This window comes from Cyclonatronum proteinivorum, assembly GCF_003353065.1.
Classification (GTDB): domain Bacteria; phylum Bacteroidota; class Rhodothermia; order Balneolales; family Cyclonatronaceae; genus Cyclonatronum; species Cyclonatronum proteinivorum.
The window spans coordinates 928,738-942,121 of the sequence record NZ_CP027806.1; the positions used below are offsets into that span (position 1 = coordinate 928,738).

A 13,384-nucleotide genomic window follows, 5' to 3' on the forward strand; every position below is an offset into this window, starting at 1 on the left:
AGCCGGTTGGCTTGAACCGCGTTACGGGAGAGTGTCCACAATTTAGCACATATTGTGGTGTACGGTGTAGTCATTTTTCTGTTTGGGGATGGAACCACTCATATAAAAGGACGCCTGTTTTGGCACCGGCTTTGGCTTTCAGCTCTTCCAGTCCGGTTTCGCGCATCTTTTTCACGGAGCCGAATTCACGGATGAGCTTCTGCGCTGTCTTGGCGCCAATGCCCGGAACGGATTCCAGCTCAGAGCTGAAGGTACGCTTGGAGCGCTTTTCCCGGTGAAAGGTGATCGCGAAGCGGTGCGCTTCATCCCGTACCCGCTGCAGCAGCTTCAGGGCCGATGATGTTTTGGGAATCATAACCGGATCGGGACGACCGGGCAGAAAAATTTCTTCGAGCCGCTTGGCGAGGCCCACAATCGGCACCTGACCGTAAAAACCGATTTCCTGCAGCGCTTCAACTGCGCTCGAAAGCTGTCCCTTGCCGCCATCCACGACAATGAGATCGGGTATGTGCTGTTTTTCGCGCATCACCCGGCTGTAGCGGCGGGTGAGGACTTCCTTCATCGAAGCAAAGTCGTCTGGACCCTGCACCGTTTTGATGTTAAAGCGCTTGTATTCCGATTTGCGCGACTGCGCATCAACAAAGCACACCATTGACGCAACCTGATCGGTGCCCATCAGGTTGGAGATGTCAAAGCACTCAATGCGGCGCGGAACCCGGGGCAGAAAGAGATCGCGCTGCAGGCTTTTCAGGGAATGCGGTACAAAATCTTTTTCGGCCTTTTTCTTTTGCAGCACATAGTCTGCAGCCAGCAGTTTGGCATTGCTTTCGGCCATCTTAACAAGCTGCGCCTTCTCCCCGATTTTGGGCTCAATCAGCCTGACCTTTCGGCCCACCTGTTCGCTCAGATAGGACAGCAGGGGATCCGCATCTTCAAAATCGTGACTCACGTGCACCTCGTCCGGTTCAATGCCGGCTGTATCACCGGTATAATAATCTTCCACGAAGGCCTGCAGCAGCTCTTCATCGGGCACTTCCTCAATATTTTTGAGCACCTTATTATGCCGTCCGATCAGCTTTCCTTCCCTGATTTTAAACAGTACCCCGCAGGCAACAGCTTCTTCGCGGTCGGCATAGACGGCAAAGACATCACGGTTGATCTCATCGTTGGTGACCATCTTCATTTTCTCGCTGTACTTTTGCAGCGCTTCAATGCCATCACGCAGCCCCGCGGCTTCTTCAAAAGCAAGAGACTCAGCGGCAATCTGCATTTCCTCTTTCAGCTCCCGGATGAGCGAGGCCGTGTTGCCATTGAGCAGCCGTACGACTTTCTGCAGTTTGTCCTGATACTGATCGAGCGGCAGCTCTGCCGAGCAGGATTCAAAATAGTCGTCGAAACAGCTGTACCATTTGGGCATGCCGCGGTTCAGGTCGATACTCCGCGGGTTGCAGGCGCAGGTACACAGCCCGAACACCTTGCGGATGGTTTCGAGCATGTGTTTCATTTTGCCTACGTGATCATAGGGGCCGTAATACTTGCTGCCGTTTTTGATGACGGTGCGGGTAGGGAACACCCTTGGGCGCTCTTCTCGGGTGAGGCAGATGTAGGGATAACTTTTGTCGTCTTTAAGGGCGACGTTGTATCGGGGCTGATGTTTTTTAATCAGGTTGTTTTCGAGAATGAGCGCTTCCGCCTCTGAATCGGTGATGATGGTTTCCACATCCCGGATTTTAACGACAAGCATACGCAGCTTGCCCGAATGGTGCCGCGACTCCTGAAAATACGAGCGCACCCGGTTTCGCAGCTTCTTGGCCTTGCCTACATAAATGATGGTACCCTTAGCATCCTTAAACTGATACACCCCGGGATTGAGCGGCAGGTGTTCAAGCTTGTGGTTCAGGGTATCGTAGGCGGTGTAGGACATGGGGAGGCGGGCAGTTTATTTTTACTGAAATCTAAATGTTAAATGAATGATATGATGAATCTAATTTGCTCAATTTTATTATTGTAGGTGAATTAGTATTATTAGAACCCTATAAATTAAAACAAGCAACAAGTATTAAAGATAAAAGTATAAATATTATGGATTTGCAGCAATTGAAGGGCAACATTGATGAAAAGATAACTAATATAAGAAACATCCTTTCTGAGGACTCTCAAACCTATAAACAGCTTGAACAGTTTGAAAATGAAGTGAATTTATTATCGGGTTTTCTCGCAAGGAAGGATCATAGGGTTGCATTTATTGGTGCTGTAGGGGTTGGAAAGACGCATGCTATATGTAAGCTGCTAAACTTATTTCATGAGAACAAGACCAGTTTAAGCACTTCGAGTGGCAGAACAACGCTTTGCGAGGTTGAAATCAGTTCCGGAGAAGAAGAGTATTTTGAAGTCACACCGCACACCTTTGATGAGGTTGAAAAGTTTATTTATGATTTTGCAAGTGCTGTTTATGACGAAAAGGGGAGTACTACCGAACAGTCCATTATCAGTAGTGAAGTAGAGCGTGTTTTGCGGAGAATGACAGGTCTGTCCTGGAAAAAAGAAAAAAGGGACGGTAAGCCGGTGAGCTATGATCCGGTTAAGACTTACGTGACGGAGTTTGAAACGAAACAGCTTCTTATTAAAGATCTGATGTCAAGGATAGATTATGAAAACCGAACTAAAACAAAGTTCTATAATACTGATAAGCTGCCACAGAACGAGTTTATTCAAAAAACTTTCAGAGCAATAAATTTTGGAAGCGATAAACACGTCCCTTTAGCAAAAAAAATAAATATCTATATCAAAGGGCCCCTTCTTGATTTGTCTGATCTGGACATCAGTATTTTGGATACCAAAGGTATTGATCAGACTTCGAACCGTACTGACCTTGATGAATGCCTTAATGATGAAAGAACATTAAATATCTTTTGCAGCCGCTTTAACGATGCACCTGATAAGGCAACGACAGGAATTATTGAACTCGCCGTTAATTCGGGTATAAATGACGATCGGCTCAATAACGAAGCCATGATTCTTGTGCTCGATAGAAATGATGAAGCAGAGAAAGTACTGTTCGGAGATGAAGAGGCGGGTGACAAAGAAGATGGCAGAGAAATACGAAAAGAAAGCATCCGCACGGATTTGCAAAGCCTGTTCAAATCAAAAACCATCGATGTTGCGTTTTTTGATGCCGCACAAGACGCGCCGGGTGAGCTTCAGAAGTTAATCAACACAAAAATCGGTTATTTCCGGAGTTTGAGATTTGAGCGTATTTCAGAAATATTCGAAGACTTAAGTCAGATTGAAAAAGAAATCCATTCGAAAACGGCCGCCGAAGCAAAGAAAACAGTGCTGACTACCTTGGAGCCATGGCTTAAAAAAGCTGAACTGGCAGAGCCGGAAATTAACGCGTACTATTCTGATCTGCTTGAAGCCCTGAGATCAAATCAGGTATATGCTTCAAGCATAAGAGCAAGCGTAAACCGCCTGGGGGATTGGTACAATATGGATTTTTATCAGCATTTAGGTGCGTCTGCAAGAAAGCAGGTCGTTGATAAACTCGAAAGCTTGCGGCTGGAGCTGTTGTACCTGGTACGCAACATGTTAGATCAAAACAACTTACAACCTGCGCACTCCCTATTAAAACAGTTGATTTCAACCACTGAAAGACATTTTGAGCAGCTAAATCTCATGGTGTATTCAGCTGGCAGAGAGGTCTATAAAAACCAACTTGAATACGATATTGATTTGTGGGATAAGATGTCAGCTGAATGGGGAAGAGGCCCCGGATACAAGGATCGGATTTCAGAACATGCATCTGACTGGTTTATCGCCAACGATTATCAGCAAAGCGAGCAGCAGGTGAAAGATAAAATCAACGAGCGGTGGTCTGCTTACTTAAATGACATGAAGGGACTACTCGGTAAGCGATAACCCTAATCTCAACACTATTCCCGCCACATAACCCGCTCCGTACGGTCGCCATACAGGCGGAAAATTTGTGCGCCGTCAAGTGCGGTGTAGTGCAGATGCTCATCCGGCACATAATTTCGCATGCGGCTTGTTGCGTCGGGGTGCGGATGATTGTAGCGGTTGCGGAGGGCGTTAGAAACAACGATGATGTCGGGCTGTACCGCTTCAAGCAGCACGTGATGTGAGCTCGTACGGCTGCCGTGATGTCCGGCTTTGTAAATGGTGGCATTAAGCCAGTCTCCGAACTGACGGCTGAGCAGCTCTTCGGCCTGGGTTTCGGCGTCGCCGGTAAGCAGTACAGACTGCGTCCCGTAGCGCAGCTTCAGTACCAACGAGTGCTCATTGGGATTGGTGGAGCGGATGTCAGGATGCGGGCCTAAAATGAAGCCTGGTGTGACTTCATCCAGCCAGACTACATCGCCCATTTGCGGCGTAACGACGGGGATGCCGAGCTCGCGGGCAGCAGTACGATAGCCTGCGAACAAAGCGGTATGATGTTCAAAGCCGGGGTCATAAATCAACGATACCGGAATTTCCCGCATAATGCTGAGCAGCCCGCCGATGTGATCGCTATGCGGATGCGATAAAAAAATGCCGTCAAGGTGACGGATGCCTTCGGCTTTGAGGTGCGGCAGAATAAAGCGGTCGCCGCTGTTTCCGAAGGGCGACCATAACCCGGTGTCGTACAGATAGGCCCGGCCCAGCGGCGTTTGGATGAGCACGGCATCACCCTGCCCCACATCAAAAAAAGTGAGCTGTACTCCGGACGCTTCGGCAATTTTCTGACGAAGGACATCCGCCTGCCACAGCAGGCCGCAGCACAGGCATAGCGCTACAAAACGGAACCGTAGCGCTGGCTGAAGGGAAGCCGCAAGGGCGAAGAACAAGGCGATCCAAAACGGATAGAAAAGCAGCGAATCCAGCCGGCCCTGCACAAAGGCGTAGGGGACGTTCGCCGCAAATGTTGTCATCCAGGCCAGCAGCAGTGCGAGCCAGTCCGCAGGCAGGGTCAGGAAGGCGGCAGCCGGGCCGTGTATCCAACTCAGAAAAATGCCGGCAAAGCCCCAGATGAAAACGACCTGCGTAACCGGTGCCGCAAGGGTGTTCATCACCGGACCGATGAGCGAGAATTCGTTGAAGCGGTGCAGCAATACGGGCATGAGTGCGAACTGAATACAAAAACTCAGCAGGGTCAGGCTTGTGAGTTTGGCGTACCAGAGATGGCGCTTCTTGGGATCAAAAAGCCGCTGCAAAACCGGAAGCAGCGTAAAAATGGTGAGCACGGCCGCAAAGGACATCTGAAAGCCAATCAAAAACAACGAAGCCGGATCAATCAGCAGAATGAGCAGGGCTGCGAGACCGGTCAGGTTCACCGGATCGCGCTGATAGCGGAAAAGCCGAGCCATGGCTACAAAAAATGCAAAGACCGAGGCCCGCTGCACGGAAGGCGAGAAGCCCGTGATGCCCGCATAGAGCCACAGCAGCAGGAAGATGCACCCCAAGCCCAGCCAGGCGCCGTGCTTCATGCGCCAGAAAACCGGAATCACAAACCAAAAGGGCAGCAGCAGAAAACCGACGTGCATACCCGATACCGCCATCAGGTGTGCGAGCCCGGCCCGGCTGAAGTTTTGCCGCAGTTCCGCATCAAGACCGGCGCGGTGCCCCAGCATCACGGCTTTCGCTAAGGGGGCCTGTTCGGGGGAGAACACTTCGTCAATGCTGTCCTGCATGAGGTTACGCCACCAGCCCCAGCTCACAAAAGCCGGTGCGGGACGAACGGTCGCTGCGTGCCCGCCGGTAGCCTGCACAAAGATTTGCTGCCCGTGAAGCCATTGGGCTACATCAAAATCGTGCGGATTGCGCCTGGGAGTGATGGCCGCCGGAACCGCCTCAATAACGACCTGATACCCGTTACGGAGGCTTGCGACCTGTGTGCTGTCGGCACGAAAGAAGCGGATTTGCGTGCGGAACCGGTGCCGGAAAGCCAGCGCGCCGTCTGCGCTCATCACCGAATCGGCCTGCAGGATGACCGAGAGCGTACCCCCAGCATTCAGAGAGGCGTCCCGAACGGTACCGTGCCAGCGGAGGGTATCGGCCGGAAAAAGCTCTCCCAGCACGATTTCAGGCCGCGGGGCCTGATGGCGCTCCAGCTGATAGCTGCCGGCAGTGAGGCCAAGACTGAATATGAACAGCAGGTAGCTCAGGCTTAGGTGACCTGAAAGTTCAAACCGCAGCTGTTGCCGGACTGCATAATTGAGCAGCAGGGTGAGTAACAACAGCGAAACCGCAACAGCTGCAGCCGCCAGACCCGACAGCAGCTCCAGGCGGGCACACAAAATCCCGGCCATCACCAACAGCGCCAGTCGCACCGCCGGGTAGCTTGTGAACGGAAAACGGTATGAATCGCGGGGTTGAAACATACCTCCATGAGTACCGCTTCCGAATTTCCTTTCAGCCCGTCCGCCATATTTTACAATTTATCCGGAAGCAGGTAAACGATGGGGAACATTAAATGGTTGTTTAAACAACTAATTTTCGAAGACCTCACAAATCACCCAAAAAAAGAAAACATGTCCCGTATCCTTTATATCTTTCCACACCCCGACGATGAGTCCTTTGGTCCCGCGCCGGGAATCGCGCAGCAGCTCAAACAGGGACATGAGGTCTTTCTCCTCACCCTCACCAAAGGCGGCGCAACCCGCGTCCGGCATGATCTCGGTCTCAGTGTGGAAGAAATGGGAGAAGTCCGTCTGAAAGAGATGATAGCGGTAGAGCAAACCCTGGGACTCACCGGCATGACGGTACTCGACCTGCCGGATTCCGGACTGAAGGACATGTGTCCGATGGATATTGAGCAGGTACTCCGTGCGCATATCGAAGAGCTTAAGCCGGATGTGATTATCACCTATGCGGTGCACGGTATCAGCGGATTTTTTGACCATCTCGTGAGCCATGCCTGCGTGAAGCGCGTCTTCTGCGAGATGAAGCGCGAGGGCAGCCCCTATCCCAAACGCTTAGCCTTCTTTACAATGGGACCGGATTCCATCACGGAAGGACACTTCACCCTGAAAGCATCCCCCGCCGAAGATATCGACTGCGTGATTGAAGTTACGGATGATGAAGCCAAAATCGGCTACGACGCCCTGATGTGCTACCAAACCTACCTCGATACCATCGCCAAAACCGGCGTGGACAAACGCGTACACGACAACATACACTTCGAGTTCTTCGGGGAGTCGTTTGATCCCCCGCTCCGGGATCTGACCGCGCAGTTGCCGGAGTTGGTGAAGTAGCTTATCTCAGCCTTGTAGCGCATCTTGTGTAGAACCCGGGTTTTGGATGGGGCAGGATTTGAGCTGTTGGGCTTAGGGACGGGCTATACGGCAGGGTGATGATTTCCGGCTCATCAACAGTTGTAGTACACGAATCGGGGATAGTGTGGACAACAGATGATGCGCTTGCTGTGATTAGAAATGCTATATGTGCGGATTGGGGTGAGGTAGGAGTAGCAAGAGTTGAGCTGTGGGGGCTTGCCCGAGTATTGCGATATAACGACCCACGGTTTGTGCTGCCGGGCGACCATCTTTGAGTTTCAGCAGAAAGTGTGAACCGGTCAGCACGAAACCGATTGTTAGAGCATCTATTGATAATTTACCGCATCCTGAGAATATCAAGATGAAGAAATTGTTCATCTCTGATTATATGGATGATGTAGACACGGTTATTTTCTTCTCTGTAAAAAATCTGACAAGGCGAAACCAATAATCTGCGATAAATGGACCCTTCCAGATCTTCTACCGATTTTCCTGATTTTGGATGTTCGCGTAATTGAGCGACACGTTTAAAAACGCTGCGAATAAGCTTCCTTGCAGCATTCGGATTGTCCAGAGAGATGTAGTCAGCAATTTCATCGAGTTCTTGAAGTGCCGGTTCCGTCCAGATTATTTGAGCCATCGACTCATTTTCTTTTGGGCCTCTTCATGCGTTACCACGCGATCTTCAAGGATAGCTTTTTCGCCTCGCGCAAGACCTTCAAGGAGCTTCAGCCTGCGAAGTAAACTTTCAAATGAATCCACATCAACAAGATAAGCGGATGGCTTGCCGTGCTCTGTGATCAAAACAGGCTCCTTCTCCCGGTGGAGTTCGTCTAGTATCTTTGTGGCTTGAAGTTTTAGTGTGGTGACAAGTTCTGTTTTCATAGTGCTACTAAAGTGTCACTTTTAGTGATTTATGGCAAGAATGGATTTTAAATGCGCTAACTACTTGTTGAGCAACTGACAATATACTCCTCCACGTCGTATAAGCAAAGAATTAAATACTTATGCAACGCCTGGGTACGCATTAAGTACCTAAAATGGCACTTAATGATTTGTACGGTTTTGCCTTTTGCGGAGTCGTATATGGAACTACTTATACGACTTCAATCTTTTCAATCCTTCAGGTTAAACCTATGTCAGCTAAACCTAAACTGCTTACGCAGCTCAGAAATGAAATCAGAACCCCGGGATATGTCTACAGCACTGAAAAGACTTATGTGTACTGGGTGAGGGCTTTACCAGTTTGAAAACAAGCTACAACCCGCCGGATTGAACGACGAACATATCAGCAATTGGCCAAATCATTTGGTAAAAAACTGAAACAGAGCATGCTTTACTTTCCCGATTGGTACATCATGAAGCAAAACCAGGTAGCTGGCTTTGCTGTGATGGAAATCTTCACAATTTTGTTGAGGCATGTGAAGTAAATGTCATGCCCGGTCGCAAAAAAGCAAGGGGTTCATCTTAGGTTTGGGGTGTTTGTGTTGCCTTTGCGCCATTGATGTTCACGGAGTTTTCCCCAAAAAAAGAAAGCTTCAACCTGATGATGGCTTTTGTTGCAGGGCTTCAGTCTCCGGTTGCAACACCGTCCAGCCGGGGGTCGGCGCCGCCGCGGTATTGGGCGGTGGCGGGGAGCCATTCGATGCCGTGGACGCCGCTTTGCATGGGGGTGATTCGCACGCGGTGGCCCAGGGCTTGCAGGGCGGGGCGCAGGGCTTCGTAAGGGGTGCCGGCTTCGAGTTCGAGGGCGTCGCCGCGGTGCACCATGTTGGGCAGGGCGGCGGACTGCTGTATGCTGAGGTCCCAGTCGAGTACGCCGATCAGGGTTTGGACAACGTAGCCGATGATGCGGCTGCCGCCCCGGGAGCCGACGATGAGGCGGAGTTCGCCCTCGGAATCGAGCACGAAGAAGGGCGACATCGAGCTGCGCGGACGCTTCCCGCCGGCAACGGCATTCGGGTGCGGCTGCCCGTCGAAGACCGGCCGGAAGGTGAAATCGGTGAGCTGATTGTTGAGGAGGAAGCCGTTGGTCATCATCCGGTTGCCGAAGGGGGCTTCAATGGAGCTCGTCATGGAAACCCAGTTGCCGTAGCGGTCAGTGACCGAAAAGTGGGTGGTGCCCTGCGATTCGGGCTCGTCGGGGATGGGGAGCTCTTCTTGCTCGGGAATTATGCGGAGCGGGTCGCCGGCGAAGGCGTCGGACATGGCACGGGCGGGATCAATGAGGGTGGCGCGTTCACGGATGTAGTCCGGGGCGATGAGAGCCTGCACCGGAATATCGGTGAAATCGGGATCACCGAGATACAGGAAGCGGTCGGCGAAGGCGAGGCGGCTGGCTTCGGCGATGAGGTGCAGCGCTTCGGGATCATCCGGCTGGTAGCGTCGCAGGTCTAAGGATTCGAGCATGCCGAGTATCTGCAGCACCGCGATGCCGCCGCTCGACGGGGGCGGGGGGCCGCAGAGGGTGTAACCGCGGTAGCTGCCGCACACGGGCTGCTGCTGCTTCACGCGGTAGGCCTCGAAATCGGCAGGGGTGATGTCGCTGCGGAATGGCCGTCGGGCGCGGGCGGTGCGGACCATCTCGTCGGTAAGTTCGCCGCGGTAGAAGTGGTCGGGACCTTCTTGGGCCAAACGACGGAGCGTTTCGGCGAGTTCGGCGTTACGAAATACCGGTGCCTCGCCCCGCGCCTGGTACACGAAATGTCGTCGGAGGTCTCCGAAGAATTGGATGGAGTAGTCGGCCCGAACCCGCTGCAGGAGCGCGGGTGGGTAGGGGATGCCGGTTTCCGCGGCTTCGATGGCGGGTCCGAACAGCCCGGTCCACGGCAGCTGACCGTGCTGCTGATGGGCATCCCATAACAGGGCGAGAGTGCCCGGCACGCCGAAAGCCGCGCCGGTCGGGATGGCGAGCGGCAGGGGCAGCGGCTGACCGAGCACCGTGAAGCGGTCCGGCTGCGCGGCCATGGGCGCGGTTTCGCGACCGTTAAATACTGTCATGGTTCCGCTTGCGGCGTCGCGGTACAAAAGGAAGGCCCCGCCGCCTATGCCGCTTTCGGTAGGTTCCGAGAAGGTAAGCATGGCCTGAATGGCGATCGCGGCGTCGATGGCGGTGCCGCCCTGCCGGAGCACTGCGCGTCCGGCCTCCGCGGCGTGCGGACAGGCGACCGAGACCATGAAGTCCGCGGCAAGCTGCTCGGCGGGCTGCTGCGCCGGTTCAAGGTTGGGCGCGGGCCGGGAGCAGGCGGCCACGCAAAGCAGAAGGAAGAGGAGCGGGAATAGGCGGAGAAAAAAGGTCATATCCCCAAGATAGGGAATGGCGCCGCTACATGTCCGGGCGTTTCCGCAGGGAAATGAAGCGGCAAAGGCAGCCCTGAAACCCGCATTTCGGACAGTACAAGGCTTTGTTTTTTTTGGGTGGACTCCTTGCGCATCACTGGCCTTGGCGGGTGGTGGAGAAATCCCAAGCCTACGGAAAAGCCCGCGGTTTGTGCGTTTGGCGGTCTGTCGTTGTGTACTCAAAAAGCACGGGACATGCCGTAGGTTTGGGGTTTATCGGGTTGCATCAGCTGCCAGTGATGTGCAAGGCGTTTCCCCCAAAAAAACAGGGCAGAACTACCAAAGGAGCCTGATTCCGGGGAGGATTGCAGCCGTTGGAGCGCTGCGCGGCTGTTTGGCTGAGCGGCGGATAAGGCCGAAAAAAACGCTTTTTCGCTGAAAATTGTGCTTGCTTTTGAAGTGCAAAAACCGTTGTTTGAAAAAAATCAAATTTATCAAACGATGAACAAGCACGAACTCATAGATCAGCTCGTCAACGCCTACGCGGAGGCCTATCAGAACCTCGGGTACAGCTCGCTGATGGGCAAAATTGTGGCGCTGCTGATTGCTACGCCCGGCCCGCTTTCCCTGGATGAAATCTCCGAACGGCTGCAAATGAGCAAGGGACCGGTGTCGCAGATTGCACGCAAGCTCAAGGATCATCAGCTCATCGAAAAAGTGTGGGTGAAGGGCGAGCGCAAGGATTACTATCAGGCCGTGCCCGATATTTTTGGTCAGGCGTTTGCCAATTATGCCGCTTCGATGCGCCGCAATCAGCAGCTTGGGGAGAAGTTTCAGTCTTTTGCCGAAACCCTGCCCGAGCAGGACGAGCAGACCGCACACCTCGCAACCCGCATGGCTGAAATGAAACATTTTTATGAGCTTATGGCCGAACACAACAAAGCCTTCCTGCAGCACTGGAAAGAATCCGTGAAACCTGAGCTCATCGAAAGCGGCACTCTCTGAGGCGCTTTACCCGATATAAGAGATGAGGATAAGTCTTCACCCTTAACATTTGAAATTTTTCAAACAATCAAAATCCATTAAGCCTATATCTTTCATGAACCGATTCGAAAACAAAGTTGTCCTCATCACTGGCGGTGCTGCCGGCATCGGCAAGGCGACCACCGAACTTTTTGCTGCCGAAGGCGCAAGCGTCCATATCTGGGATCTGAATGAAGCAGCGGGTACCGCGCTGGTAACGGCCCTAACCGAAGCCGGACAAAAAGCGGCGTTCCGCAAGCTAAATGTTGCGGAATATGAAGACGTGAAATCCGGCATCGAAGCCATCATCGCGGCTGACGGCAAGCTCGATGTGCTCATCAACAACGCGGGCATCACCATGGACAAAACCCTGGTGAAGATGGATCCGGCAACCTGGCAAAAGGTGATTGACGTGAACCTGACAGGAGTGTTTAACTGCACGCAGATTGCCGCGCCGTACATGATTGAAAAGGGTACGGGCGTGATTCTGAACGCGAGCTCAGTCGTAGGACTCTACGGCAATTTCGGGCAGACCAACTATGTGGCGACCAAAGCCGGTGTGATCGGCATGACCAAAACCTGGTCGCGCGAGCTGGGCCGCAAGGGCATTCGGGTGAACGCGGTTGCACCGGGATTCATCGCAACGGAGATGGTGCAGCAAATGCCGGAGAAAGTGATCGAAATGATGGTTTCGAAGGTGCCGCTTGGCCGCATGGGCAAGCCCGAAGACATCGCGCACACCTACGCGTTCCTCGCTTCCGATCACGCGGCCTACATCACGGGAACTGTCATTAGTGTTGACGGAGGAATTATTTCGTGAGAAACGCCCGGATTATAGGAAGCGGCATGGCCGTACCGGATCAGATCGTGCCTAACAGCTGGTTCAATGAGCGGCTGGGGGAGGATGTGGACACCTGGCTTCAGGAAAACCTCACGATACGCGAGCGTCGCTGGATGCGGGAGGGAGAGCTGCTCAGCGACCTCTGCATCACCGCCACAGAACGGGCCCTCGAAATGGCGGGTCTTAAGCCTGAGCAGGTTGACCTGCTCATCATTTCGACGGATACGCCCGAGTTTATTTCGCCCTCTACGGCTTCGGTTGTGGCGTACAAAGCCGGACTCAAAAATGCGGCGAGCTTCGATCTGAATACCGCCTGCGCCGGTTTTGTAACAGCGACCGAAACGGCGGTGAATTTCATCAAAGGTGACCCGCGCTACCGCTATGCCGTCGTGATCGGCGCCTACGGCATGAGCCGTTTCCTCAACCTCGACGACAAAAAAACGGTCACTCTTTTCGCCGACGGCGCCGCTGCTGCTGTCTTGGAAAGCTGCGACGGCACCGAAAACGGCGGACACCTCGCCGGCGACATGCGCACGCGGGGCGAGTACAACGACTACATGGGCATCTATCAGGGCGGGTCCGCGCATCCCGTTACGCCGCAGAGCGTTGCCGCGCAGGAGCACAAGCTCATCTTCGCCAAAAAATTCCCGAAGGAGCTCAACCCGATTATGTGGACCGACATGATCCGCACCGTTGCCGAACGCGGCGGGTTTGCGGTCAGCGACATCAAACAGGCCTTCATGACCCAAATCAACATCAATCAGATTTGGGAAACGATGGATAACCTCGGCCTGCCGCGGGAAACCGCGCCGGCTATCATGAGCACCTACGGCTACACCGGCTCGGCCGCCATCGGCATGGTCATGGACCACAGCATACGCGGCGGCGGCCTTCAGAAAGGGGACATCTTTGTAATGATGGGCTCCGGCGGCGGCCTCACCTTCGCCTGTAACGCCTTCCGCTACTAAAC

At 53.2% G+C, this 13,384-nt stretch carries 10 protein-coding genes; 5 read left to right on the forward strand and 5 right to left on the reverse strand.

Features of this window, described 5'->3' with window-relative positions:
- Nucleotides 1–70 precede the first annotated feature (70 nt).
- A complete protein-coding gene (uvrC, locus tag CYPRO_RS03570; protein ID WP_114983320.1) occupies nt 71–1,924 on the reverse strand; it encodes an excinuclease ABC subunit UvrC in 1,854 nt (617 codons plus the stop codon).
- A gap of 65 nt (nt 1,925–1,989) precedes the next feature.
- Between uvrC and CYPRO_RS03575 the strand changes: the two genes are divergently transcribed.
- Nucleotides 1,990–3,918: a hypothetical protein gene (locus tag CYPRO_RS03575; protein WP_124245507.1), complete on the forward strand. Its 1,929-nt coding sequence runs from the start codon at nt 1,990–1,992 to the stop codon at nt 3,916–3,918.
- Between the two features lie 14 nt (nt 3,919–3,932).
- On the opposite strand, the gene CYPRO_RS03580 is transcribed toward CYPRO_RS03575, so the two are convergent.
- Complete coding sequence (locus CYPRO_RS03580; protein ID WP_114983322.1) at nt 3,933–6,377, reverse strand: DNA internalization-related competence protein ComEC/Rec2; 2,445 nt, start codon at nt 6,375–6,377, stop codon at nt 3,933–3,935.
- A gap of 150 nt (nt 6,378–6,527) precedes the next feature.
- Between CYPRO_RS03580 and CYPRO_RS03585 the strand changes: the two genes are divergently transcribed.
- Nucleotides 6,528–7,250, forward strand: coding sequence for a PIG-L deacetylase family protein (locus CYPRO_RS03585; RefSeq protein WP_114985680.1), 723 nt, complete (start codon nt 6,528–6,530; stop codon nt 7,248–7,250).
- A gap of 358 nt (nt 7,251–7,608) precedes the next feature.
- Here CYPRO_RS03585 and CYPRO_RS03590 read toward each other — a convergent pair whose 3' ends face one another.
- The 3 genes from CYPRO_RS03590 to ggt all read right to left on the reverse strand — a co-directional run bounded on the left by CYPRO_RS03590 (nt 7,609) and on the right by ggt (nt 10,571).
- On the reverse strand, nt 7,609–7,911 hold the full coding sequence (locus CYPRO_RS03590) for a type II toxin-antitoxin system RelE/ParE family toxin (protein WP_114983323.1): 303 nt from the start codon (nt 7,909–7,911) through the stop codon (nt 7,609–7,611).
- Nucleotides 7,899–8,156, reverse strand: coding sequence for a type II toxin-antitoxin system Phd/YefM family antitoxin (locus tag CYPRO_RS03595; RefSeq protein ID WP_114983324.1), 258 nt, complete (start codon nt 8,154–8,156; stop codon nt 7,899–7,901). The genes CYPRO_RS03590 and CYPRO_RS03595 overlap by 13 nt, the downstream gene beginning before the upstream one ends.
- Before the next feature lie 684 nt (nt 8,157–8,840).
- On the reverse strand, nt 8,841–10,571 hold the full coding sequence (gene ggt / locus CYPRO_RS03600) for a gamma-glutamyltransferase (protein WP_114983325.1): 1,731 nt from the start codon (nt 10,569–10,571) through the stop codon (nt 8,841–8,843).
- A 480-nt stretch (nt 10,572–11,051) separates the two neighbouring features.
- Here ggt and CYPRO_RS03605 point away from each other — a divergent pair, with 480 nt between their 5' ends.
- The 3 genes from CYPRO_RS03605 to CYPRO_RS03615 all read left to right on the forward strand — a co-directional run bounded on the left by CYPRO_RS03605 (nt 11,052) and on the right by CYPRO_RS03615 (nt 13,382).
- Nucleotides 11,052–11,555: a GbsR/MarR family transcriptional regulator gene (locus CYPRO_RS03605; protein WP_124245508.1), complete on the forward strand. Its 504-nt coding sequence runs from the start codon at nt 11,052–11,054 to the stop codon at nt 11,553–11,555.
- A gap of 94 nt (nt 11,556–11,649) precedes the next feature.
- Nucleotides 11,650–12,393 (forward strand): 3-oxoacyl-[acyl-carrier-protein] reductase, encoded by a 744-nt coding sequence (fabG, locus tag CYPRO_RS03610; RefSeq protein WP_114983327.1) that lies wholly within the window; start codon nt 11,650–11,652, stop codon nt 12,391–12,393.
- Nucleotides 12,390–13,382 carry a 3-oxoacyl-ACP synthase III family protein gene (locus CYPRO_RS03615; protein WP_114983328.1) on the forward strand — a complete coding sequence of 331 codons (993 nt, stop codon included), beginning with the start codon at nt 12,390–12,392 and terminating at the stop codon, nt 13,380–13,382. Before fabG ends, CYPRO_RS03615 begins: the two co-directional genes overlap by 4 nt.
- Nucleotides 13,383–13,384 lie beyond the last annotated feature (2 nt).

Bases quoted from the DNA above. Each gene is read 5' to 3' on its own strand.
- CYPRO_RS03595 (WP_114983324.1), bottom strand. From the start codon at position 8,156: ATGAAAACAGAACTTGTCACCACACTAAAACTTCAAGCCACAAAGATA.
- CYPRO_RS03590 (WP_114983323.1), bottom strand. From the start codon at position 7,911: ATGGCTCAAATAATCTGGACGGAACCGGCACTTCAAGAACTCGATGAA.
- uvrC (WP_114983320.1), bottom strand. From the start codon at position 1,924: ATGTCCTACACCGCCTACGATACCCTGAACCACAAGCTTGAACACCTG.
- ggt (WP_114983325.1), bottom strand. From the start codon at position 10,571: ATGACCTTTTTTCTCCGCCTATTCCCGCTCCTCTTCCTTCTGCTTTGC.
- CYPRO_RS03580 (WP_114983322.1), bottom strand. From the start codon at position 6,377: ATGTTTCAACCCCGCGATTCATACCGTTTTCCGTTCACAAGCTACCCG.
- fabG (WP_114983327.1), top strand. From the start codon at position 11,650: ATGAACCGATTCGAAAACAAAGTTGTCCTCATCACTGGCGGTGCTGCC.
- CYPRO_RS03605 (WP_124245508.1), top strand. From the start codon at position 11,052: ATGAACAAGCACGAACTCATAGATCAGCTCGTCAACGCCTACGCGGAG.
- CYPRO_RS03585 (WP_114985680.1), top strand. From the start codon at position 6,528: ATGTCCCGTATCCTTTATATCTTTCCACACCCCGACGATGAGTCCTTT.